The sequence below is a fragment of the Paraburkholderia sp. BL23I1N1 genome (assembly GCF_003610295.1).
In the GTDB taxonomy this organism is placed as follows: domain Bacteria; phylum Pseudomonadota; class Gammaproteobacteria; order Burkholderiales; family Burkholderiaceae; genus Paraburkholderia.
In genome coordinates this window covers 373,385-395,315 of sequence record NZ_RAPV01000002.1, presented here as the reverse complement: position 1 = coordinate 395,315, position 21,931 = coordinate 373,385, and the positions used below count along the sequence as shown (strand labels likewise).

Sequence of the window (21,931 nt, the reverse complement as noted above, 5' to 3'; positions counted from 1 at the left end):
CCGAGAGCAGTTCGAACCTGAACCTGAACCTGAACCTGAACTTGAACCTGATACGTACGGCAAACGAGAGGACGCGTGATGAGCTACGACGACAGCAATCCCTTCGCGAAGATTCTGCGCGGCGAACTACCCTGCATCAAAGTGGCGGAAAGCGACGCGGCGCTGGCCTTCATGGACCTGATGCCGCAAGCCGACGGTCACGTGCTGGTCGTGCCGAAGGAAGCGGCGGTCGAAATTTTCGAATTGTCGGATGCCTCGACGGTCGCGTGCATGCGCATGACGCAGAAGCTCGCCATCGCCGTTCGCGCGGCCTTGCGCCCCGACGGTGTGTTCATCGGACAATTCAACGGCGCGGCGGCGGGACAAACGGTGCCGCACGTGCATTTTCATGTGATCCCGCGCTGGGAAGGACAACCACTGCGCATGCATGCGCGTGAAGTCGCCGATGCGGCCACCCTCGAAGCGCTGGCCGTGCGCATTCGCGACCATTGGCGCGCGCCCACTGACAGCGAGCGCGACGCAGCTGGTCATGCCCCGTAATATGTGTAATAGCCGGTGAAACCAGCCGAACTCGCTGTGCGGCTAGACTGGCGTCTGCCTTGTACCCACAAGGCATTGAGTGTGGATCTCTTTTTAGCCTGCCCGAAACGGCAGGCTTTTTTATTGTGCGCCGAGCATGCGCAACAGCTTGGGGGTGTGAGTCCCCTGTCCAACCTGATGGTGGTGAAGGACTAGCGAAACGCAAGGGCGTCGTCGTGAGGCGGGGTCTGAAGGAAGCGTGTAGCAAAGCCATGACCTGACGAACAGAAACCAGATGCGAGGCCTACCTGGCCGGACGAGCAAGCAATTGATTGCGAAGTCCATAGCCATCAAGGGCTGGGGTGGTAGATCTGGCAGGTGTGTGGGGAAGGCGGTTGCGCTTACCTCGGGAGGCCTGCACGGCGTCCTGAAATGAGGACTGAGCGGCTCGCAAGGGCCGTTGACCACCGTGCAGGAGTCAGCAGAGGGCATATTGTGCGCTGGGCAGCGCGTTGTTCCGGAGGGTTGAAGTCCCTCTGGCGCTCGGATGAGGGGCGCCATATCCGAAAGCGGGGGTAATGCCTCGCTGGCCGGAGAGAGGTGGGAAGGTATGGAGACGTCTAACCGGGCACGAAGGCGAAAGCCGGAAACGGACAAGGCGGACCTGAAGCCATCATCTCGCAGTACTCCGGAGGGCAGGGTGTCCGCCGCGAGGCGGAATCCGAAGGGCATGAGGAGAAGTACCGGGCCGTAGTCGATGGGGGCTGCCCCGATGACGAACCGGTCGGCCAAAGGTGGGGTAAGGTCGAGCCTGCACTATGGAGGCGAAGGCGTTCTCATTCACCCACCGCACCAAGGTGTTTGCGGACGGCACGGTACGGAAGAACAGCGTGTGACCCCAGGAGAACTGGCACAGTCCGCGGGTGGCACCGCGGGAAGTGAGCCTATAAGCGAGGAGCGAAGTGGCGAGCGGTGCTGTGTCAGTAGTCGGACGGCTGAGTAGTACCTGAAGCGTGGCTAAAACCACGTGACCGAGCGATCGGCGACAGAAGTGGGTCGGGGAAGGCAGCCGGCGAAGATGATTGGGAAGAACCCGGACGGCAGTGAGTAAGGACACGGAGGAGGATCAGTTCCATGAGCGAAATACCCGTACATCCGCGCCCGAGGAGACTGTCTGACTGGATCAACCCGATGGAAGCAAGGAAGGTCCACTCATTAATTGACAAGGTTTATCAACGGAAGAATCTGGAAGTCGCCTGGGAGCGAGTCCGGGCCAACCGGGGTAGTGGCGGTGTCGATGGAATCAGCGTGGCAGACTTTGCCGAACAGGCGGACCAGCATCTGGACCGTCTGCAGACAGAACTGCGTGCGCGGACCTATCAGCCGCAACCGGTCCGGCGGGTCTCGATCCCGAAAGTCGGCAAACCGGGGGAGTTCCGCAATCTCGGCATACCGTCGATTTACGATCGCGTATGTCAGCAGGCGCTGCTCAACCGTCTGGAGCCGATCTTCGAGCCGGTATTCGACGAGGCCAACTTCGGGTATCGGCGAGGGCGATCGACACACGACGCTTTGCGCAAGATCTGGAGGGAGATCGAGGGCGGCAGGGAATGGATTGTTGATGCTGATCTGAAGGACTTCTTTGGATCAGTTGACCATGACAAACTTCTGTCGCTCATTGCCCAGCGCATCGCTGACGGTCGGGTACTAAGCCTGATCAAGGCGATGCTTAAAGCCGGTAGTTTCGGCAAGGGTCGTCTCTTTCCGAGCGAGCGTGGAACGCCGCAAGGTGGGGTAGCTTCACCGCTGCTCAGCAATATCCTCCTGACGCCGTTTGATCGGGAGATGCGGCTTAAGGGCTACCAGCTTACCCGTTACGCGGATGACTGGGTGATCACCTGTTCATCCCAGGCAGAAGCGCGCGCAGCCATCGCGGCGGCGACGAAGATTCTGAGCGCACTGGGTGTGCAACTCCATCCGCAGAAGACGCGGATCGTGCATGTCCGGTTTGGATTCGAGTTTCTCGGCTACAAGATCAAGCGTGGGCGGCAGTTATCGCTGCCCACGGCCAAAATCCGCAGTGGCGCCCGATCGGGTGCGCTGTACGCGTACCCCCGGGAGAAATCGGTCCAGCGTTTCATGGATCAGGTGCGTCGTCTTACAAAGAGATGTGTGCCGCTTCGAACGCGGGAGCTGATTGGACGGCTCAATCCCATCCTGCGGGGCTGGGGGCACTACTACAAGCGCTCCCACGTCCGGCGAATCTTCAACCGGCTCAACCGATGGATCGTGCGGCGTATCTGGTCGCATCGATTCAAGCGCTGGCGCAATATGGGCTGGAAGGTCTTGCCCGAGGCGCGGCTCTATGGCGAGTTCGGGTTGGTCAACCTTGTGCAACTGATACCTTCAATTGCGTCCCAGCATGCTGCATCTTCGTGAAAGCTGCATGCCGGAAAACGGCACGTGCAGTTTGAGCGGCGGACGGAGGCCAGCGCGTCAGCGCGCCTCCTCCGACCCAACAGGGCGGCGACGCCTGAAGGCCCGAACGGAAAGGAGCGGCGAGTAAGCCGGAGAACTCGACATGGGAGCGCAGCAGAAAACGCATCGCGTCCTCGACAGCGGAGGCAGGGGTGAAGCTCCGATGGCTGCTGATCGAGGGGCTGAACCTATGGCGGCGAACCCCGAGTCTGAAAGCCCGTCGGCATATGACCGACTGATGGAAGAAGTCTGCGAAAGGGGGAACCTGAAGCAGGCGTTGAAGCGTGTGAAAGCTAACAAGGGCGCACCGGGCGTGGACGGGATGACCGTTCAGGCATTACCGGCGTACCTGCGGGAGCATTGGCCGTCGATACGGGCCACGCTGCTGAACGGCACATACCAGCCTCAACCTGTGAGACGGGTCGAGATACCCAAGCCGGATGGCGGTGGCGTGCGCAAGCTCGGCATCCCTTCTGCGCCTGACCGATTCGTCCAGCAGGCGGTCTTGCAGGTGTTGCAAAGGCAGTGGGACCCGACGTTCTCGGACTCCAGCTACGGTTTCCGTCCGGGACGCTCGGCGCATCAGGCAGTGGCGCAGGCGCAAAGCTACATCCAGTCGGGGTATCGATGGGTTGTAGATTTGGATCTGGAGAAATTCTTCGATCGCGTGAGCCACGACATCTTGATGAGTCGGGTGGCAAAACGGGTTAGTGACAGACGCGTTCTGAAGCTGATTCGCTCCTTCCTGACGGCGGGCGTGATGGAGCACGGGCTGGTTGGTGCGACGGACGAGGGCACCCCCCAGGGTGGTCCCCTGTCGCCGTTGTTATCCAATCTGATGCTCGACGAGCTTGACCGGGAGCTTGAGCGACGCGGGCTGCGTTTCGTGAGGTACGCCGACGATTGTAACGTCTATGTACGCAGCGAACGCGCGGGCCAGCGGGTGATGGCGGGGCTGAAAGCCTTCCTCACCGGCAAGCTGAAGCTGAAGGTCAATGAAGCGAAGAGCGCCGTCGCACGGCCACACACGCGGACGTTTCTGGGCTTCACCTTCTCGGGGCGGGAGCAGATCAAACGGCGCATTGCGCCCAAGGCACTGGCTCGCTTCAAGGATCGGGTCCGGGAACTGACTCAACGCACGCGCGGGGTCAGCGTCGACCAGATGATCGGCGCGCTGAAACGTTATCTGGCAGGGTGGCGGGGCTACTTCGGTTTCTGCGAAACGCCCAGCGTTCTGCAACGCCTGGATGAATGGATACGCCGCCGCATCCGCTGCTTCTTCTGGAAGCAGTGGAAACGGGGCCGCACAAGATTCCGGGAGCTGACAGTACGCGGCGTCAGCCGAAACCTTGCTGCCCAGACGGTCGGTTCGCCACACGATGCGTGGCGGCTGAGTTGCAGTCCCGCGCTGGGCATCGCCTTGTCAAACCGTTACCTTCGCTCGCTGGGGCTTCCATCACTAAGGCCATAGTCGATTAACCGATCCGAACCGCCGTGTACGGACCCGTACGCACGGTGGTGTGGGAGGGGTCGGGCCGCGAGGCCTGCCCCTATCCCGATTGCGCGATGAGTTCGAGAACTGCCCTCGCCTCACGGCGACGCTTGCAGCACGACGATCCATGCCGCAGACCACCGGCTCACAGCCGATGCCGTGCGCTACGCAGCGGATGCCGCCAGTCGATACGGCGCGGTTTCGCCGGCACGGCCCGCAAATCGTGCAAATGCCGATGCTCCTGCCACAATTCATCAGAGAAAAGAAACGCGACGATGAGTAGCGGGATGACCAGAAAGGCGCCCAATATCAAGTGCTCGATCACGGTACCCTCCATCGAAAGAGCATGATTTCATTGTAGAGCACCGCATGTGCCCATACGGTGCCGGGCCCCTCACAAATTTGCGATAACCGGCCTGCGACAACGCGACGCCCCACCCTCGCCGAACCTGCGCGGCGCCGTGAGCTTCGCAAGAACGACGTTCGCCGGAGCCCGGCGTTGCAAGAACTCCCCGCGCTGAGCCCGGACTAACAGGAAACGCGGGCTCGGGTTTTCATCCTGAGCTTGCGCACTCAAATCAATAATTCTCAAGGGGAATCCAATGACTATCGAACACAGCAGCGAACTGACCCTGCGCCCGCTCGAACGCACCGATCTGCGCTTCGTCCACGAAGTGAACAACAACGCAAAAATCATGCGTTACTGGTTCGAGGAGCCCTATGAAACGTTCTCTGAACTGGCCCAACTGTACGACCGGCACGTGCACGACCTGCGCGAGCGCCGTTTCGTGGCGATCGACAATGACGGCCAAACCGTCGGCGTCGTCGAGTTGATCGAGCTGGACTATATTCACCGGCGCGGCGAGTTCCAGATCATCATCGCGCCCCATGCCCAAGGCCGCGGCTACGCCACCGTCGCCACGCAGCTTGCGATCGACTACGCGTTTTCGGTGCTGAATCTGCGCAAGGTCTACCTGATCGTCGACAAGTCGAATACCGCTGCCATCCACGTCTATGAAAAGTGCGGTTTCCGGCACGAGGCCGAGTTGATCGAGGAGTTTTTCGGCAATGGCCGCTATCACAATGCATTACGCATGTGCATGTTCCAGTCCGAGTTCTTCAAGGCCAATCACCACGGCGAATGAGTCCAGCCTGAGTTGCCCAGGGGCGCGATGCTGCGTCGCCTGGCGCGTCTGACAGACCTGGCACCGTTAATCTTCTGTATACACACCGTTATTTCGTGATTTTTTATTAGTCGGATGAATGACTTTGTGTGCAATGCACCAAGTCCATCCATTAATTGTATTAATTCACTTAATTGGTGCCTCTCGTTTACGCGAATACGTGCCGCAAAGCTTTACTGGTTAAAGCGGCGCGCCCTGCCCGTCTTTTAGTTATCCGTTTCAATCCGCCCTGTTTAAGCTTCCGCTCAAGGTTTAAGCGGGTGTGACAGGTGGTGCGACAATTCGCCGCTGTTGCGACCGCACACAAGATGTGCTTGTCGTTCTCTCGCGTTCTCCTAAAGTGCAAGGTGCGGGTTCGACGTTAAAGTTAAATACATAGCTAACCTGAGTAATTCAACCCGCACCGGAGGAAAATATGAAGACGCGAATCGCCCTTGTTTTCGCCATTGCGAGTTTGGCTGCCGCTTCTGTTCAGGCGCAAGACGCCATGGTTAAGCCGCAGCAAACCATCCAGTTCAAGGCCAACGCGTATGGTTGCCTGTCGAAGGATAAACTCGACGCCGCCGATGTGCATGCGCAAGCCGGTGAACAGCAAAAAATGCAGGAATTCTTCTCCGGATATCAGTGCGTCTCAACGCCGGAGAACTCGAGTTTCCGCGTTGTGCGCGTGGTTGGTCACGATGTCGAATTCGTGAATGCCGGCAATAGCGATACACAAGGCCTCTGGGCAAACGATCGATTTATCAAGCAGTAAGCTGACCACTCAAGCCCCGGCGAAATGCCGGGGTTTTAATTTGTGCCATAGACCCCCCGACTTTAAAAGCGGAGGGCTGGGAACCTGCGAGTTATAAAACGGCTGGGCATGGCGCGCCTGGCCGTTTTTATTGCTACCCGCTTTTTCCATGCGGTGAAGCCGATGAAAAAAACCGATGCGGGCTTTCGGTCCGCATCGGTAATACGCCTTCTCGCAAAGCGCAGGGAGAAACGTCCAGCCGGTCAAATGGCGATCAATGAGAGTCGCGCGGCACCGGCGCGCCGCTCGATCCGACCAGGAAGTCCAGATCCGCGCCCTGGTCCGCTTGCAGCACGTGATCGACATAGAGCTTGTAATAGCCGCGCGTGGGCGGCGCAGGCGGCTGCCACGCGGCACGGCGCCGCGCGAGTTCTTCGTCGGTGACGTCCAGATGAAGACGGCGCGCGTCGACATCGAGTTCGATCATGTCGCCGGTTTGCACGAACGCGAGCGGGCCGCCCGCGGCCGCTTCAGGCGAGACGTGCAGCACCACGGAGCCATACGCCGTGCCGCTCATGCGGCCGTCGGAAATGCGCACCATATCCGTGATGCCTTTTTGCAGCACCTTCTTCGGCAGCGGCATGTTGCCGACTTCCGCAAAGCCTGGATAACCCTTCGGCCCCGCACCCTTGAGCACCATGATGCAGTGCTCGTCGATGTCGAGCGATTCGTCGTCGATCTTTGCGTGCAATTCCTCGATGTTCTCGAATACCACCGCGCGGCCACGATGCTTCAGCAACTGCGGCGTCGCGGCCGACGGCTTGATTACCGCGCCATTTGGCGCCAGGTTGCCCTTGAGCACCGCAATGCCGGCCTTCGGCTTGAACGGCTCGGCGAAGCGCGTGATGACCTTCTCGTCGTGATTCGGCGCGCTGCGCACGTTGTCCCAGATCGTCTTGCCATTCACCGTTAGTGCTTCGCGATGCAGCAGGCCTTGCTCGCCGAGTTGCTTGAGCACCGCGGGCAAGCCGCCCGCGTAGTAAAAGTCTTCCATCAGGTATTCGCCTGACGGCTGCAGATTCACGAGACACGGCACGTTCGAGCCGAGCTCCCAGTCTTCCAGCGAAAGTGGCACGCCAATGCGCTTGGCCAGCGCGATCAGATGCACGACCGCATTGGTCGAGCCGCCGATCGCCGCGTTCGTGCGGATCGCGTTTTCGAACGCCTCGCGCGTGAGGATCTTGTCCATCGTCAGATCCTCGCGGACCATCTCGACGATACGGCGGCCCGCCAGATGCGCGAGCACCTGCCGGCGTGCATCGACGGCGGGAATCGCCGCGTTGTGCGGCAAGCCCATGCCGAGCGACTCGACCATCGAGGCCATTGTCGACGCGGTGCCCATCGTCATGCAATGGCCGCGTGAGCGGTTCATGCACGATTCGGCTTCGGTGAATTCCTCCTGCGTCATCGTGCCGGCGCGCACTTCCTCGGACATCTGCCAGACACCCGTTCCGGAGCCGATGTTCTTGCCGCGAAACCGTCCGTTGAGCATCGGGCCGCCCGACACGGCCAGCGCCGGCAAATTGCACGACGCCGCGCCCATCAACAGCGCGGGCGTCGTCTTATCGCAGCCGACTAGCAGGATTACGCCGTCCATCGGATTGCCGCGAATCGATTCCTCGACGTCCATCGAAGCGAGGTTGCGAAACAGCATCGCGGTAGGCCGCAAATTGGTCTCGCCGAGCGACATCACCGGAAACTCGAGCGGCAAACCGCCCGCTTCGTGCACGCCTTTTTTCACATACTCGGCGAGCTCGCGAAAATGCGCGTTGCAGGGCGTCAGTTCGGACCACGTATTGCAGATGCCGATCACCGGGCGCCCGTCGAATTCGTCGTGCGGAATACCCTGGTTTTTCATCCACGAGCGATGCAGAAAACCGTCGCGGTCCTTGAGGCCAAACCACGCCTGGCTGCGCAGCGGCTTTTTAGTCTGGTTGGAATCAGCCATGAAATCTCCTGTTGGCAAGCATGTAGTGAGGGGCGTGCGTTAGCGTCAATGCACGCGCTTGCTGCGGCGGAACTGATCGAACAGCACCGCGAGCAGCAGAATCCCCCCGCGAATCAGGTATTGGTAGAAGGTCGGCACGTTCATCAGGCTCATTGCGTCCTGCACGGAGCCCATGATCAGCACGCCGACCAGCACACCGGAAATCGTCGCGACGCCGCCTGTCAGCGAGACGCCGCCGAGCACGCATGCGGAGATCACGCCGAGTTCGAGACCGACCGACGTTTTCGGGTCGCCGAGACTCATGCGTGACGCCAGCATCACGCCCGCAAAGCCAGTCACCAGGCCCTGCAATACGAACACTGTGATCTTGATCCGGGTAACCGGCAAGCCCGCGAGCAAAGCGGCCTCGCTATTGCCGCCGACAGCCAGCACGTTCTTGCCGAACACGGTTTTCTTCAGCAGAAAACCGAACAGCACGAAGCCGACGATGTTGCTCCAGATCGGATAGGAAATGCCGAGGAACGCGCCACCGCCGAGGTCGAAGAAACGCTCCTCCGAAATCATCACCGCGTCGCCGTTCGACGTGATGAAGGCGAGGCCGCGCACGACTTCCATCATCGCGAGCGTGACGATCAGCGAGTTGATCTTGTAGCGCGCCACCAGCACGCCGTTGACCAGTCCAACCGCGCCCCCCGCGAGCACGCCGGCGGCGATGCCGAGCATCACGCTATGCGTCGCGGTGATCAAGGTGGACGCCACCACGCCTGCGAACGCAACAATCGAGGCCACCGACAGATCCACTTCGCCCAGCGCGAGCACGAACATCATGGTCACGGAGATCGAGCCGATCAGCGTGACGGAGAGCAGCAAGCCCTGAATGTTTCGCGAGCTTAAAAAGTCGGGCACGGTGAACGACAAAGCCGCGAACAGGATGATGAACACCATCACGATGCCGGACTTGTTGATCAGGTCCCAGGTGCGTGCGGCGCGCGCACCCAGACCCGCGGAAGCGATAGCCGGCGTAGAGGAGTCGGTTGAGGGTGTGTGCATGATATCTATTCCGTTGCCTTCAGTTTCATTCGGTTTCCTGATTAATACGGCATGCCTAGCGCGGCAGCGCGAGCTTGATCAGCGCATCCGGCGTGGCCTGCGCCTTCGGCAGATTGCCGACGATGCGGCCTTCCTTCATCACGATCACGCGATCCGTCACGCCGATCACTTCGGCCAGATCGCTCGATACGACGATCACCGTGCGGCCGGCTTCGGCCAGCCCATACAGCAAGCCGTAGATCTCGCTTCGCGCGCCGACGTCGATGCCACGCGTGGGTTCGTCCATCAGGAACACGTCGATGTCTTCAGCGAGCCAGCGCGACAGAATCACCTTCTGCTGATTGCCACCGGAGAGCGTGCCGATCGGCGTTTCGCCGTTACGCGTTTTGATCGAGAGCTTGCCGATGAACTCTTTCGCGGTCTGCGCTTCCTTGCGGCGATTGAGCACGTTGAAGCGGCTGAAGTGGCGGCGGCAACTGATGTTGAGGTTGTCCGACACAGAAGCGATCGAGACGATGCCTTCCTGTTTGCGATCTTCCGGACACAGTGCGACGCCGGCGCGTACGGCATCGCGCGGCGTGGCGAAGCGCACGCGTTTTCCCTTGAGCACGATCTCACCGGCGCCCGGTTTGACGGCGCCATAAATCAGTTTCATCAACTCCGAACGGCCTGCGCCCACCAGACCGAAGAAGCCGACGATTTCGCCTTGACGTGCGGCAAAAGAAGCCGGTTCGCGCAAGCCGCGTCCCATCAAGTCTCTGACTTCGAGTTGCAGGCCACCCAGTTCGCGCGAGCGGTAGCCGTACACGTCGGCGATCGATCGGCCCACCATGCAGCTAATCAGGCGATCGCGATCGAGTCCGTCGCCGGCTTCGAACGTATCGATGCGGCGGCCGTCGCGAAACACCGTCACGCGGTCGCACAGTTCGTAGACTTCATCCATTCTATGCGTGACATAGATAATCGCGCGGCCCTCGGCTTTCAACGCGCGGATGATCCGGAACAACTGCGCGGTTTCGCGCGAGGACAACGAGCTGGTCGGTTCGTCGAACGCAATCACGCGCGCATCGCGCATCAGCGCCTTGCCGATTTCGATCATCTGCCGCTGACCGATCGAGAGATTCTTCACCTGCTGCGAAGGGTCGATTTTTTCGCCGAGTCTTTCCAACTCACGCACCGCACGCGCAACCAGCGCCTTCTCGTCAAGCACACCGAAGCGATTGGGCAGGGCGCCGAGCATCAGGTTTTCCGCAACCGTTAGCTCGGGTACCAGATGCAGTTCCTGATAGATGATCGCGACACCCGCCGCGATAGCCGCCTTGGTGCTGGTGAACTGTTGCTCGACGCCATCGAGCGACAAGGTGCCGGCCGCCGGTTGATTCACGCCCGACAGCACTTTGAGCAGCGTCGATTTGCCGGCGCCGTTTTCGCCCATCAAACCGTGTACTTCGCCGCGCCGCACGTCGAGCGACACCTGGTCGAGCGCGAGCACGCCGGGAAAGCGCACGGTGATACCGTCGAGTTGCAGATACGGATCAGCCGACGAATGCGTAGGCGAGGGCGCTTGCGCGGGCAGCGCCGTTTCGCCAGGGTGAGAAACCGTCATCGAAAGCCTCTTGCGGGTAGATCATCTGTGCGGGCCGATCTCGCGTTGACATGATCGTGAGCGTGAACATGAACGTGAAAGAAGCCCGCAGCGCGCAAACTCGAATAACGCTTAAATGCCGAGCTCTTTACGCACGTCCTGCCAGTTGCCCCGCACCATCAGCTTGCCGGTGGTTTGCGTATCGGCGGGCGGCTGCTTGCCGTCCTTGATCCACTCCACGAGGTTCTCCGTGCTCTCTTTGCCATGCATCGTCGAGCTCACGGCGATCGTGCCGTAGAAGCCTGTCGGTTCCTTCTTCTGGAACTCGGCAAACGCTTCGCCCGCACCGTTAATGCCGACGCCGATCACATCGGCCGCCGGAATGTGCAGTTGCTCGGTCGCGCGAACGCCGCCCAGCACGCTTTCCTCGTTGAGCGCGAAGATCACCCATTTCTTGATGTTCGGATGCTGCGCGAGCACGGGCGACGACGCGTTGAAGCCGCCTTCGTCATCCGTGGTCTTTTGCGGGGCGTCGAAGATGTTTTCCTTCTTGAAGCCGCCGGCCAGCAGCGATTCCGTTGCGCCATCTGTGCGCAGTTTGGCGGTCGGCAATTCGTAGTTCGTGATGCGCAGCGCGCCGACTTCTTCCGGCTTCCAGCCGCGGCGCTTCATCTCTTCAGAGATCGCGGTGCCGACCTGATTGCCGATCTTGAACGCGGACATGCCCAGATGCGGCACGTTCGACAGCGGCTTGCCGGTGGAGTCGACCAGTTGATCGTCGACGGTGACGAACTTCATGTTGTAGCGCTTTGCACGCGCCTGAATCGCCGGTCCGAGCCGCACGTCGGGCGCGCAGATCACGAAGCCTTTGGCGCCTTGCGCACCGAGGTTATCGATCGCGGCCAGCACTTTTTCGCCGTCCGGCGTGCCGATGTTGACCACCGAGAAGCCGTCCTTCTGACCGAGCGCGGTGGCGGCTTTCTGTTCGTTGATGAACCACGCCTGTTCCGGCATCTTCACGAGGAAGCCGACTTTGAGTTGCTGATCGGCGTGCGCGGAGAATTGCGCGGCAAAGGGTGCGGCGAGCGCCGCGGCGGCAATCGCTGAGAGCGTCAAACGGCGAAGCTTGCTGGTCATACCTGTCTCCTGAGGTTGAAAGGCTGCATTGATTTCGTTTAGTTGCAGCACGGGGATTCACGGCGGCGTCAGCCGGCACGTGGATAGGCGATGGGGTGGGGCATGCGGATCGCGATTCATCGACGGGAGGGCGCCACCTAAGGACACTCGTGAGGAAGCTCAGAAAGTCCACGAATGGTATGAGCCGCCCCAATAACTTTCCAATCCCTTTTTAGGCCATCCCGATATCAATTTCGATATGGCATCATGGAGACTTCACGACGGCAATTCGTCCGACAGACGGCTTCAAGCCGCGTAAGGAGACAGGTCATGACGCGTAGCTACTCGAACTGGTTCGTGCGGGCGCGGCTCAAGACGCGGCAGTTGCAATTGCTCGCCGCGATGGAGGAGGAGGGCAACGTCCGGCGAGCCGCCGACGTGCTCGGCATGACCCAGCCCGCCGCGTCGCGGCTTCTGAAAGAGCTGGAGGACATGCTGGAGGTGAGTCTGTTCGATCGCACGCCGCATGGCATGCGCGCCACCCTGTACGGCGAAGTGATGATCCGTCACGCGCGCATGGTGCTCTCGAATCTCAGCCATGCGCATGACGAAATCTCGGCACTTCGGGCCGGTCTGGCCGGCCAGGTGCGAATCGGCGTGATTGCCGCGGCCGCCGCGACAATGGTGCCGCGCGCCATCGCCAACGTGAAAAGACGCTATCCCCAGCTGGAAATCTGGGCGGAAGTGGAAACCTCGGACGTGATGCTGCCGAGGCTCGCCGAAGGCGAACTGGACATCATGATCGGCCGGGTATTGGAGCGGCAAAACCAGTTCAAGACCGACATCCACTACGAACCGCTTGCCGACGAACCGCTCTGCGTGGTGGCGCGTTCCGGCCATCCTCTCGAAAATGAAACAGGTTTGACACTGCGGGGAATCGTCAACGCGAGCTGGGTTTTGCACCCGCCGGGCAGTGTTTTACGCCATCGCTTTGATCTGATGTTTTCGCAGATCGGACTGAATCCGCCCCAAAACGTCGTCAATACCAACAATTTTTTGGCGATTTCGAGCTTATTGCTCCAAAGCGACATGTTGGCGGTTTTACCCGAAGAAGTGGCGCGTCAGTACCAACAGTACGGTGTTTTGCAACGGATACCGATCGATTTACCGTACAGAATGGATACATTCGGTATCATCACGCGCCAGTCGCACCTGCTTTCGCCGGCGGCCTCCGTCGTCCTCGAAGCCTTGCGGGAAGCCGCGGGCGAGGTCTATGGCACCGCCTTCGAGCCGCCAGTGGCGCGATAAATGCTTCTCCCGTTGCGATAGTCGCAATTGCAGCCTGTTTCCGGCTCGGGAGGACACGCGATGTACACCAAACACCGAAAACGGCAACGCGCCGTCGACGATTCTCTTTCTGTTCGCTCCGGTGGAGCGAGCGCCTGGTTCAGTAACGGCATGGCTCTCAAATCGACGATTTACAAGGCAGAACTTCAGATCGCCAACATGGACCGGCACTACTATGCCGACCATGCCCTGACGATCGCCCGCCATCCCTCGGAAACCGACGAGCGGATGATGGTCCGCGTCGCCGCGTTCGCGCTGTTCGCGCAGGAACGCCTCGAATTCTGCAAAGGTTTGTCGGATGTCGACGAACCGGACCTCTGGCAGAAGGACCTCACCGGCGCGATCGAAACCTGGATCGAAGTCGGTCAGCCTGACGAACGGCGCATTGCCAAGGCAAGCGGCCGCTCGAACGACGTGATCGTGATCGCCTATGGCGGCCGCACGTCGGACATCTGGTGGCAAGGGGTGCGCAGCAAGGTCGAACGCATGCGCAATGTGACGGTCTGGACGCTTGGCGAAGACGTGGCGGCGGCGCTTGGCAAGCTCGCCGAGCGGACCATGCGTCTGCAATGCACCGTGCAGGACGGCGAAGCGTGGCTCGGTAGCGCCGACGCCGATGCGGTGAAAATCGAGTGGACGGTGTTGAAGGCACCCGCCAACGGTTGATAGCGTTTGATAACGCCGGAAGCGCCGCATGAGTTTTTCTACGGCTGTGCGCGCCAATCTGGCTTGACGCCGGCCTGTTGCACAGACCGGGAGGCGGCGGTCACCACGCCCTTCATGGCGAAGTTACGGCAACGTCATAGCGACGTCACCCGCGAGGCTTCAGGCGGGCCTTTGAGTTCGACCATATTGCCCTCCGGGTCGAACAGATACAGCGACTGCCCAAACCCATCCGCGCCATAGCGCAAAGCCGGCTCGCCAGGCCGCGCGCCGTGTTCGACCAGATGCGCAGTGAGCGCCTCGGCGTCGAACGGCTCAACGCGCAAACACAGGTGATCCATATTCCGCCCCGCGCCCGGCACACCGTTTTCGGGGTGATCGAGCTTCCCGCCGACCTTTAACAGGTCGATCAGCGAGCGCCCCGCGCGCAATTGTGTCAGGCCCAGATCGGCCTGCTCCTTCTCGACGCTGCAACCGAGCACCTCGCAGTAAAAACGCGTCATCTCCGGAACGTTCGACGCCCGAATGACGATGTGATCGATCTCGCGAATGTGGATTTTCATATCGAACGGCCCCTTGGCTGGCTCGCAGAACGGATGAACAGCAACCAGTGTAGAAGAAAGGAAGAGGCAACGAGAGCGGGAGATGAACCGGCCGCAAGGGACAGATCGGAAATGCTCAGACGAAAAAAAGCCCGCTCTATGTGGAGCGGGCTGAATCCATATCAGGAGGAGACATGGAGGAGACAAGTACTAATATACACATGGGGTTGGTGCGACGCAATAACTTTTTAAGGGAAAACCCGATATCGTGCCAAATTGTCGCAGTTTGACGCGAAACGAGCGCCTGGCGGGGCTCGGTGCCTACGAGGAAGCGCAATGACAGAGCAAGAACCGGGGCGTAGTGTGTTGGCATGCGGCCTACATTGGTGAGCATCGACACCGCCTTTCCGGGACCATCATGAACCGCACCGACCGTACCGATATCGTCGACGAAACCGCCGTCGGCACCACCCGCTGGAGCACCGACGCCGAGCGTTGGGACGCCGTTACCCGCCATGAGCAGCAGGCCGACGGCGCGTTTTTCTACGCCGTCAAAACGACGGGCGTGTTCTGCCGACCGTCCTGCGCGTCGCGCCAGCCACGCCGCGAAAATGTCGCGTTCTTCACCGACGCAAACGCCGCGCGCGCCGCGGGCTACCGCGATTGCAAGCGTTGCCAACCCGGCGGCCTGCCGCGCGAGCTGGAGATCGTCAATCGCGCCTGTGCCGCGATGGATGCCGATCCGCAGCAACGCCTCACACTCGCGCAACTGAGCGACGCGGTGCACGTCAGCCCGTTCCACTTGCAACGTCTGTTCAAGCGCGTGGTGGGCGTCTCGCCGCGTCAGTATCAGGCCGCGCAGCGCGGCGCCGCGTTGCGCGACGCGCTGCAGAGCGGGTCGGACGTGACACGCGCCACGCTGGATGCCGGCTTCGGCTCGCCCTCGCGGATGTACGACAGCGCCTCGGCGGAATTGGGCATGGCGCCGTCCGCGTTCCGCCGCAAAGGCGCGGGGCTCACCGTGCGTTACGCCAGCGCGCCGACCTCCCTCGGCTTCGTGCTGGTGGCCGCAACCGACAAAGGCATCTGCAAAATCGGTTTCGGCGACAATGCCGCGACACTCGCCGACGATCTGCGCGGCGAGTTCGCCAACGCCGATCTGGTCGAAGACGCAACGCGCCTCGCGCCGTTCATCGCGCAGATCGAAGCCTATCTGGAGGGCACGCGTCAGGACTTCGATCTGCCGTTGGACATCGCCGCGACCGCGTTCCGGCAACGCGTCTGGGACGCGCTGCGGCGCATTCCTTACGGTGAAACGCGCAGCTATTCCCAGATTGCGGAAGCGGTCGGCTCGCCCCGGGCCGTGCGCGCGGTGGCAAGCGCGTGTGCGACGAATCCAGTCGCGCTGGCGATTCCGTGCCATCGCGTCGTGCAGAAGGGCGGGGCGCTGGCGGGGTATCGCTGGGGCCTGTCGCGCAAGGCCGCACTGCTCGACAACGAAGCCCAGCACGCCGGCGGCGCTTCGGTCGATGAACCCAAGCGCCGCGAGCACGCGGCCACTGCTGTCACCATCACCAACCTGGACCACGCCGCGTGAGCACGCTTGACGACGTTGCAACACTCGAATTGCCGTTCAAACCACCCTTCGACTGGCCGCGCCTGCTGCGCTTTTTCGGCGGACGGGCCACACCCGGCGTCGAAGCGGTGGAAGACGGCGCCTATCGTCGCGCGATCGACTGGGCCGGCGACAGCGGCACGCTGACGGTGCGCCTGCATCCGCGCAAGCGCTGCATCGTCGCGAACATCGAAGGCCCGGCGAGCCGCCATGCTGACGCGCTCGCCGCGCCGATCGCGCGGATGTTCGACCTGCACGCCGATCCGAAGAAGATCGGCAACGAACTGGCCGCCGATCCCTGGCTCGCACCGTTAGTTGAAGCCGTGCCGGGCTTGCGCGTGCCGGGCGCGTGGTCGGGCTTCGAGCTGGTGGTGCGCGCCATCGTCGGGCAGCAGGTCAGCGTGAAGGCGGCGACCACGATCATCGGACGATTGGTGCAGCGTGCCGGCGAGCGCATCGAGGGTCATCCGCATGAGCACACCGCGTGGCGCTTTCCGACGCCTGCCGCACTGGCCGCCGTGGATCTGGAAAAGATCGGCATGCCGGGTAAACGCGTAGCGGCGTTGCAGGGTTTCGCACAGGCGGTCGCTTCAGGCGACGTGCCGCTCGACAGTGGCGTCGCCGATGCCAACGGCCTGCGCGCGGCCTTGCTCGCACTGCCGGGCATCGGTCCATGGACGGTCGAGTATGTGGCGATGCGCGCATGGCGTGACGCCGACGCCTGGCCCGCATGGGACCTCGTGCTGATGCAGGCGATCTGCGCGCGCGATCCATCGCTCGTGCGGCCCACGCAGCAACGCACTCGCACCGACGCGTGGCGGCCGTGGCGCGCGTACGCGGCGATGCATCTCTGGAACGAGGTCGCGGATCGGGCAGGCGCCGCGCGCGGCGGCTGAGGTTGTGCGGCAGTCGGGAAGCCAGGCCGCACGCCATAGTGGATCGGCCCGGTGCTTGCGCTCGGCAGCGGAGGCCCTGCACGCCGGTCGGGAATCAAAGCGGGTCGCGCCCGCTGGCATGTGACCGGTAGCGTAACAAGGCGGTGGGCAGGCCGTTTCGTATCGAAATTAGGCCAGGTTGAGTCGTCCGAGGGCCTGCCGAAGCGGCCTCAAGCAGCCGTTGTGGCGAGATGTTAAAGTGCCCGCTACCCGAAAATTCCGCCGAACGTTGTCAACCGCGCAGTGCTGCATGATCGCAGTGAAGCGGCACATGGCGGCCGACAACGCCCGACTCGCATCAATGCCAAACACGACACCTTCCCGCACGACCGACGCGTTATTGCACCGCCTGTCCGTGCTGACCGCGGGCCCGCAGCGCGACGCGCTGATACGCGGCCTGCGCGGCATCGAAAAGGAAAGCCTGCGCGTGACGCACGACGGCAAGCTGGCCATGACGCCGCATCCGCGCGCGCTCGGTTCGGCGCTCACACATCCGTCGCTCACCACCGACTATTCCGAAGCGTTGCTCGAACTGATCACGCCGGCCGAGCACGACGTCTCGATCACGCTCGAGAAGCTGGATACGCTGCATCGTTTCGTCTACGCCGAACTCGGCGACGAGATCCTGTGGAACAACTCGATGCCCGGCCTGCTGCCCGAAACGGACGACGGTATTCCGATCGCGCATTACGGCACGTCGAATATCGGCAAGCTGAAGTACGTGTACCGCCTTGGCCTGGCGCTCCGTTACGGCCGCACGATGCAATGCATTGCGGGAATTCACTACAACTATTCGCTGAGCGAAGAAGTGTGGCGGGCGTTGCATGCCGACCAGCAATCCACGGCAAATGCCGTCGATTTCCAGTCCGACCGTTACCTCGCGCTGATCCGCAATTTCCGCCGTACTAACTGGCTGTTGATGTATCTGTTCGGCGCCTCGCCGGCGCTGGATCGCCGATTTCTCCGCGATCGCCAGCACACGCTCGACACTTTCGACGCCGACACGCTGTATCGCCCGTATGCGACCAGCTTGCGCATGAGCGACCTCGGCTACTCGAACACCACCGCGCAAGCCGCGTTGCGCGCCGACTACGACACGCTGCCGGGCTACCTGGATGCGCTGACGAAAGCCGTGAGCCAGCCGTATCCCGCGTATGAGGCGATTGGTACGCAGCGCGACGGCGAGTGGGTGCAGATCAACACGAACGTGCTGCAGATCGAAAACGAGTTCTATTCGACGATCCGACCGAAACGCGTCACGTATCCGGGCGAGCGTCCGCTGCATGCGCTGGCTGCGCGTGGTGTGCAGTATGTCGAAGTGCGCTGCATGGACATCGATCCGTTCGAGCCGACCGGCATTTCGCTGGAGACATCGCGTTTTCTCGATGCTTACCTGCTGGTCTGCGCGCTCGACGACAGCGCGTTGTTGCCACCGGACGCGTATGCCGAGGCGAATCAGAACTTTGGCCGCGTGACGATGGAAGGCCGCAAGCCGGGCCTCGAACTGACGCGCGACGGCAGCCCGATCGCGATGACAGATTGGGCGAACGAACTGCTCGTCAAGATCGACGCAGCTGCGGCAACGCTTGACGCATTGCACGGCGGCGACGCCCACGCCCGCGCCGTGACGGTTGAGCGCGCGAAACTGGCGGACGCATCGCTGACGCCGTCGGCGCGCGTGTTGCAGACGATGCGCGACAAGCAGCAGAGCTTCCTCGCGTTTGGCCTTGAGCAAAGCGAAGCGCACGCCGCATATTTCCGCTCGCGTCCGCTGGATGCCGCGCAGACCAAGGAGTTTGTCGATCTTGCGGCGCAATCGCTTGCAGGGCAGGCCAAACTCGAACGGGAAGAGGTGGGTTCATTCGACGCATTTGTCGCGGCATACCGGGCGTACACACTGAACCGGTTTAGCGTCTAAAGAAGAAGACAGGCTGTTGTGGGCCCATGCCGTTCAGTTAGCACTGAAGGGCATTTTCTTTGGTGAAGCCGAAATCGTCGCAGAGTGCCGCATTTTCTCTGCGCGCAAGTAACGTCTACATAAAGCGGTGCTGGATGAGCGGCCATAGCGGCAAAATCTCCACTCGTTCGAGCCATTCGCCAATGCGTATGAAACACCGTGCCCGGGATGCGGTCCAACTTTCATGACACGCTCCAGAGAGGGAGGCTTCACCGTGATGAAAAGAGGTCTGTTGGCCGCAGTGTGCGTGGCGGCGGTGGGGTGTACGACGCAGGGGCAGGTCGATCCGGACGTCATGCAGATTGCGACCACGCCGTTGACGTGTTCGACCAAGGCCGAGTGTGATGTTTGGTGGCAGCGTGCACAGGCGTGGGTAGCGGGGCATTCGACATACAAGATTGAATCCGCGACTGACACCTTGATCCAGACGGCGGGCCCGGATGGTGGCAAGCGTGCGTTGGCGTACCAGATCACGCGCACGGCGAACCCGGACGGCACGGCAACGATTGGATTCGCGGCGCATTGCGACGGCTCGATGGGATGCAAACCGAACCCATGGGCGGCGGGCGCCGACTTCAAGGAAACCGTACGAGGCACGGCAGCGGGCGCACCGCAAAACGGCGAAAAGCCGTCGCAACCCGCACCAACGGCGATGCACCCGGACGCTTCGGGACAATCGATCCCGGGGGACGCGATAACGCAGTGAGGGAGAAAACAGGAGGCGCCTGAAACTACGAAGGAGCGCCAATCAAACCGACGGCGCAAAGGCACGACGGCCGACTTCAAAAGCTACGCTACGGCGCGCGCAGCGCCGCCGGAAGAATGAGCGCCTTGTCACTCACGCGGAGTGTGCGAGAACACGGATTCCAGATGCACCACTACCGCAACTATGCGGGGGACCCGCTTAAGAATTAGCGGTTTGAGCCGCTTTCTCTTGCTTACTTCTCTTTGCGGCCGGCCGGCAAAGAGAAGTAAGTGCCGCCCCGCACAGGGCAACGCTAATAGACTACGAAGAAATCAAGGAAAGGCCAACACTACGAGGCCAACACCCAAACAAAGCCCCGCACAGGCAACAAAAAAACCTTAGTGCCCCATAGAAGCCCCCATCCCCTTCCTGGGCTTAGTAACCCAAACAAGCAAAGCCAGTACAAGAAACGCCCCACAAGAAATACGAAAAAAATCATTAGTAGCCATCATATAAGCCTGCGCAGTAACAACCTGATTCAACTGCGCGGTGACGCTATCACCCGAAAGCCCGAGCCCGGCCAACGCATTGGTATAAGCATTAGTATTAGCCGAATAGACATTAACCGAATCGGTCAACATCGCATGATGATAGATCGTATCGTTCTCCCAGTACGTTGTACTGACAGCCGTCCCAATCGCCCCGGACAAAGTCCGAAAGAAATTCGACAAACCAGAAGCACTAGCGAGCCGCTCATCCGACACGCTGGACAGCGTAATAGTCGTCATCGGCACGAAGAAACAGGCAACCCCAATACCCTGCACCAACCGCGGCCAGATCACATGATTGAACGGCACGTCGAGCGTAAAAGTCGAATTCCAGAACGACACAAACGCAAACACGATGAACGCAAAACTCGCGACAACGCGCAGGTTCAACCGATGCATATTCTTGCCGATCATCGGCGACAAAAACAGCGCAAGAATACCGACCGGCGCCGTCGCGAGGCCGGCGATCCCCGCGGTGTATCCCATCACCGTCTGCAGCCAGAGCGGGAAAATCACCACCGACCCGAAGAACGCCATAAACCCGAACGAAATAATCACCACGCCGAGCGCGAAGTTACGATCCTTGAATAGCGAAAGATCGACGACGGGTTCCTTCTCCGTTGTCTCCCACACCAGCAGAAACGCTATCGACACCACGGCAATAATCGCCAGCGTGATGATAAATGTCGAATTGAACCAGTCTCGATCCTTGCCCAGGTCGAGCACCATCTGCAGGCACGACACACCGATCACGAGCAACGTGAGCCCGACCGCGTCGATACGCTGTTTGGTCACCTTGGTCTCGCGGCCGCGCAGCAGCAGGAACGCGCACGCCGCCGAGAACAACCCGATCGGCACGTTGATATAGAAGATCCACGGCCACGTGTAGTTGTCCGTGATATAGCCGCCCATCACGGGTCCGAAAATCGGCGCGCAGATCACGGTCATCGCCCAGAGGCCGAGCGCGAGCCCGCGCTTCTCCGGTGGGTATGAGCGCATGAGAATCGTCTGCGAGAGCGGGACCATCGGCCCGGAGACGAGCCCTTGCAGAAGCCGGAACGCGATCAGCGACTCGAAGTTGTGCGCGAAGCCGCACAGCGCGGAGGCGATCGTAAAAAGCAGAACGGACAGCGTGAAGAGCCGCACCTCGCCCACGCGCCGCGCGAGCCACCCGGTCAGCGGCACCGCGATCGCCGAGGCCACGGAATACGACGAGATGACCCATGTACCCTGACTGGTCGCCACGCCAAGGCTGCCGGAAATAGTCGGCACCGCGACGTTCGCGATCGACGTGTCGAGCACTTCCATAAACGTGCCGAGCGCAAGGCCGACGGTAAGCAACGCCAGCGCTCCGCCTTTGAGCGGAGCGGGTTCGGCGGCGGGTAGGGCTTCGGCGGGTGCCGTAGCAGCCATGTGTTTCTCCTCAACCGGGAAAGCTTGTCGCGGCAGCTTTATCGCACCTTTCGAATGGCGC

Annotated in this window: 18 protein-coding genes; 11 read left to right on the top strand and 7 right to left on the bottom strand. The window is 61.2% G+C overall.

Annotation, left to right across the window (positions count from 1 at the left end; genetic code table 11):
• Positions 1 to 78: 78 nt before the first annotated feature.
• The 3 genes from B0G76_RS34405 to ltrA (B0G76_RS34395) all read left to right on the top strand — a co-directional run bounded on the left by B0G76_RS34405 (position 79) and on the right by ltrA (B0G76_RS34395) (position 4,468).
• On the top strand, positions 79 to 540 hold the full coding sequence (locus tag B0G76_RS34405; RefSeq protein WP_120297256.1) for an HIT family protein: 462 nt from the start codon (positions 79 to 81) through the stop codon (positions 538 to 540).
• Between the two features lie 1,113 nt (positions 541 to 1,653).
• The gene (ltrA, locus tag B0G76_RS34400; protein WP_120297255.1) at positions 1,654 to 2,958 is read left to right on the top strand and encodes a group II intron reverse transcriptase/maturase; all 1,305 of its coding nucleotides are present in this window, start codon (positions 1,654 to 1,656) and stop codon (positions 2,956 to 2,958) included.
• Between the two features lie 142 nt (positions 2,959 to 3,100).
• Positions 3,101 to 4,468 carry a group II intron reverse transcriptase/maturase gene (gene ltrA / locus B0G76_RS34395; protein ID WP_120297141.1) on the top strand — a complete coding sequence of 456 codons (1,368 nt, stop codon included), beginning with the start codon at positions 3,101 to 3,103 and terminating at the stop codon, positions 4,466 to 4,468.
• A gap of 166 nt (positions 4,469 to 4,634) precedes the next feature.
• Here ltrA (B0G76_RS34395) and B0G76_RS34390 read toward each other — a convergent pair whose 3' ends face one another.
• Positions 4,635 to 4,814 carry a hypothetical protein gene (locus B0G76_RS34390; protein WP_120298027.1) on the bottom strand — a complete coding sequence of 60 codons (180 nt, stop codon included), beginning with the start codon at positions 4,812 to 4,814 and terminating at the stop codon, positions 4,635 to 4,637.
• A 277-nt stretch (positions 4,815 to 5,091) separates the two neighbouring features.
• Here B0G76_RS34390 and speG point away from each other — a divergent pair, with 277 nt between their 5' ends.
• Both speG and sap1 read left to right on the top strand, forming a co-directional pair.
• Complete coding sequence (gene speG / locus B0G76_RS34385; protein ID WP_120297254.1) at positions 5,092 to 5,634, top strand: spermidine N1-acetyltransferase; 543 nt, start codon at positions 5,092 to 5,094, stop codon at positions 5,632 to 5,634.
• A 454-nt stretch (positions 5,635 to 6,088) separates the two neighbouring features.
• Positions 6,089 to 6,427 carry a surface attachment protein Sap1 gene (gene sap1, locus B0G76_RS34380; protein ID WP_120297253.1) on the top strand — a complete coding sequence of 113 codons (339 nt, stop codon included), beginning with the start codon at positions 6,089 to 6,091 and terminating at the stop codon, positions 6,425 to 6,427.
• 253 nt (positions 6,428 to 6,680) lie between these two features.
• Here sap1 and B0G76_RS34375 read toward each other — a convergent pair whose 3' ends face one another.
• From B0G76_RS34375 to B0G76_RS34360, 4 genes are all read right to left on the bottom strand, one after another.
• The gene (locus B0G76_RS34375) at positions 6,681 to 8,414 is read right to left on the bottom strand and encodes an IlvD/Edd family dehydratase (protein WP_120297252.1); all 1,734 of its coding nucleotides are present in this window, start codon (positions 8,412 to 8,414) and stop codon (positions 6,681 to 6,683) included.
• Between the two features lie 45 nt (positions 8,415 to 8,459).
• Positions 8,460 to 9,464 carry an L-arabinose ABC transporter permease AraH gene (araH, locus tag B0G76_RS34370; RefSeq protein ID WP_120297251.1) on the bottom strand — a complete coding sequence of 335 codons (1,005 nt, stop codon included), beginning with the start codon at positions 9,462 to 9,464 and terminating at the stop codon, positions 8,460 to 8,462.
• Positions 9,465 to 9,519: 55 nt separating this feature from the next.
• Positions 9,520 to 11,070: an L-arabinose ABC transporter ATP-binding protein AraG gene (araG, locus tag B0G76_RS34365; RefSeq protein WP_120297250.1), complete on the bottom strand. Its 1,551-nt coding sequence runs from the start codon at positions 11,068 to 11,070 to the stop codon at positions 9,520 to 9,522.
• 111 nt (positions 11,071 to 11,181) lie between these two features.
• Positions 11,182 to 12,186, bottom strand: a complete 1,005-nt coding sequence (locus B0G76_RS34360; protein ID WP_120297249.1) for an arabinose ABC transporter substrate-binding protein — start codon at positions 12,184 to 12,186, stop codon at positions 11,182 to 11,184.
• Positions 12,187 to 12,495: 309 nt separating this feature from the next.
• Here B0G76_RS34360 and B0G76_RS34355 point away from each other — a divergent pair, with 309 nt between their 5' ends.
• Positions 12,496 to 13,473: a LysR family transcriptional regulator gene (locus B0G76_RS34355; protein ID WP_120297248.1), complete on the top strand. Its 978-nt coding sequence runs from the start codon at positions 12,496 to 12,498 to the stop codon at positions 13,471 to 13,473.
• A gap of 150 nt (positions 13,474 to 13,623) precedes the next feature.
• Positions 13,624 to 14,178 carry a YaeQ family protein gene (locus B0G76_RS34350; protein ID WP_120297247.1) on the top strand — a complete coding sequence of 185 codons (555 nt, stop codon included), beginning with the start codon at positions 13,624 to 13,626 and terminating at the stop codon, positions 14,176 to 14,178.
• Between the two features lie 134 nt (positions 14,179 to 14,312).
• On the opposite strand, the gene B0G76_RS34345 is transcribed toward B0G76_RS34350, so the two are convergent.
• Entirely contained in the window at positions 14,313 to 14,738 is a 426-nt protein-coding gene (locus B0G76_RS34345) for a VOC family protein (RefSeq protein ID WP_120297246.1), read from the bottom strand.
• Between the two features lie 397 nt (positions 14,739 to 15,135).
• On the opposite strand from B0G76_RS34345, the gene ada reads away from it, so the two are divergent.
• The 4 genes from ada (at position 15,136) to B0G76_RS34325 (ending at position 19,930) form a co-directional block, all read left to right on the top strand.
• Positions 15,136 to 16,314 carry a bifunctional DNA-binding transcriptional regulator/O6-methylguanine-DNA methyltransferase Ada gene (gene ada, locus B0G76_RS34340; RefSeq protein WP_120297245.1) on the top strand — a complete coding sequence of 393 codons (1,179 nt, stop codon included), beginning with the start codon at positions 15,136 to 15,138 and terminating at the stop codon, positions 16,312 to 16,314.
• Positions 16,311 to 17,228 (top strand): DNA-3-methyladenine glycosylase, encoded by a 918-nt coding sequence (locus B0G76_RS34335; protein WP_120297244.1) that lies wholly within the window; start codon positions 16,311 to 16,313, stop codon positions 17,226 to 17,228. Before ada ends, B0G76_RS34335 begins: the two co-directional genes overlap by 4 nt.
• Positions 17,229 to 17,568: 340 nt before the next feature.
• Positions 17,569 to 19,185, top strand: coding sequence for a glutamate--cysteine ligase (gshA, locus tag B0G76_RS34330; protein WP_120298026.1), 1,617 nt, complete (start codon positions 17,569 to 17,571; stop codon positions 19,183 to 19,185).
• 256 nt (positions 19,186 to 19,441) lie between these two features.
• On the top strand, positions 19,442 to 19,930 hold the full coding sequence (locus B0G76_RS34325) for a hypothetical protein (RefSeq protein ID WP_183082264.1): 489 nt from the start codon (positions 19,442 to 19,444) through the stop codon (positions 19,928 to 19,930).
• A 377-nt stretch (positions 19,931 to 20,307) separates the two neighbouring features.
• On the opposite strand, the gene B0G76_RS34320 is transcribed toward B0G76_RS34325, so the two are convergent.
• Positions 20,308 to 21,870 (bottom strand): DHA2 family efflux MFS transporter permease subunit, encoded by a 1,563-nt coding sequence (locus tag B0G76_RS34320; protein WP_120297242.1) that lies wholly within the window; start codon positions 21,868 to 21,870, stop codon positions 20,308 to 20,310.
• Between the last annotated feature and the right edge of the window lie 61 nt (positions 21,871 to 21,931).

What these genes read in the sequence shown, in the direction of transcription:
- B0G76_RS34405 (WP_120297256.1), top strand. Translation starts at nt 79, where the DNA reads ATGAGCTACGACGACAGCAATCCCTTCGCGAAGATTCTGCGCGGCGAA.
- ltrA (WP_120297255.1), top strand. Translation starts at nt 1,654, where the DNA reads ATGAGCGAAATACCCGTACATCCGCGCCCGAGGAGACTGTCTGACTGG.
- ltrA (WP_120297141.1), top strand. Translation starts at nt 3,101, where the DNA reads ATGGGAGCGCAGCAGAAAACGCATCGCGTCCTCGACAGCGGAGGCAGG.
- speG (WP_120297254.1), top strand. Translation starts at nt 5,092, where the DNA reads ATGACTATCGAACACAGCAGCGAACTGACCCTGCGCCCGCTCGAACGC.
- sap1 (WP_120297253.1), top strand. Translation starts at nt 6,089, where the DNA reads ATGAAGACGCGAATCGCCCTTGTTTTCGCCATTGCGAGTTTGGCTGCC.
- B0G76_RS34375 (WP_120297252.1), bottom strand. Translation starts at nt 8,414, where the DNA reads ATGGCTGATTCCAACCAGACTAAAAAGCCGCTGCGCAGCCAGGCGTGG.
- araH (WP_120297251.1), bottom strand. Translation starts at nt 9,464, where the DNA reads ATGCACACACCCTCAACCGACTCCTCTACGCCGGCTATCGCTTCCGCG.
- araG (WP_120297250.1), bottom strand. Translation starts at nt 11,070, where the DNA reads ATGACGGTTTCTCACCCTGGCGAAACGGCGCTGCCCGCGCAAGCGCCC.
- B0G76_RS34360 (WP_120297249.1), bottom strand. Translation starts at nt 12,186, where the DNA reads ATGACCAGCAAGCTTCGCCGTTTGACGCTCTCAGCGATTGCCGCCGCG.
- B0G76_RS34355 (WP_120297248.1), top strand. Translation starts at nt 12,496, where the DNA reads ATGACGCGTAGCTACTCGAACTGGTTCGTGCGGGCGCGGCTCAAGACG.
- B0G76_RS34350 (WP_120297247.1), top strand. Translation starts at nt 13,624, where the DNA reads ATGGCTCTCAAATCGACGATTTACAAGGCAGAACTTCAGATCGCCAAC.
- B0G76_RS34345 (WP_120297246.1), bottom strand. Translation starts at nt 14,738, where the DNA reads ATGAAAATCCACATTCGCGAGATCGATCACATCGTCATTCGGGCGTCG.
- ada (WP_120297245.1), top strand. Translation starts at nt 15,136, where the DNA reads ATGAACCGCACCGACCGTACCGATATCGTCGACGAAACCGCCGTCGGC.
- gshA (WP_120298026.1), top strand. Translation starts at nt 17,569, where the DNA reads ATGCCAAACACGACACCTTCCCGCACGACCGACGCGTTATTGCACCGC.
- B0G76_RS34325 (WP_183082264.1), top strand. Translation starts at nt 19,442, where the DNA reads ATGAAAAGAGGTCTGTTGGCCGCAGTGTGCGTGGCGGCGGTGGGGTGT.
- B0G76_RS34320 (WP_120297242.1), bottom strand. Translation starts at nt 21,870, where the DNA reads ATGGCTGCTACGGCACCCGCCGAAGCCCTACCCGCCGCCGAACCCGCT.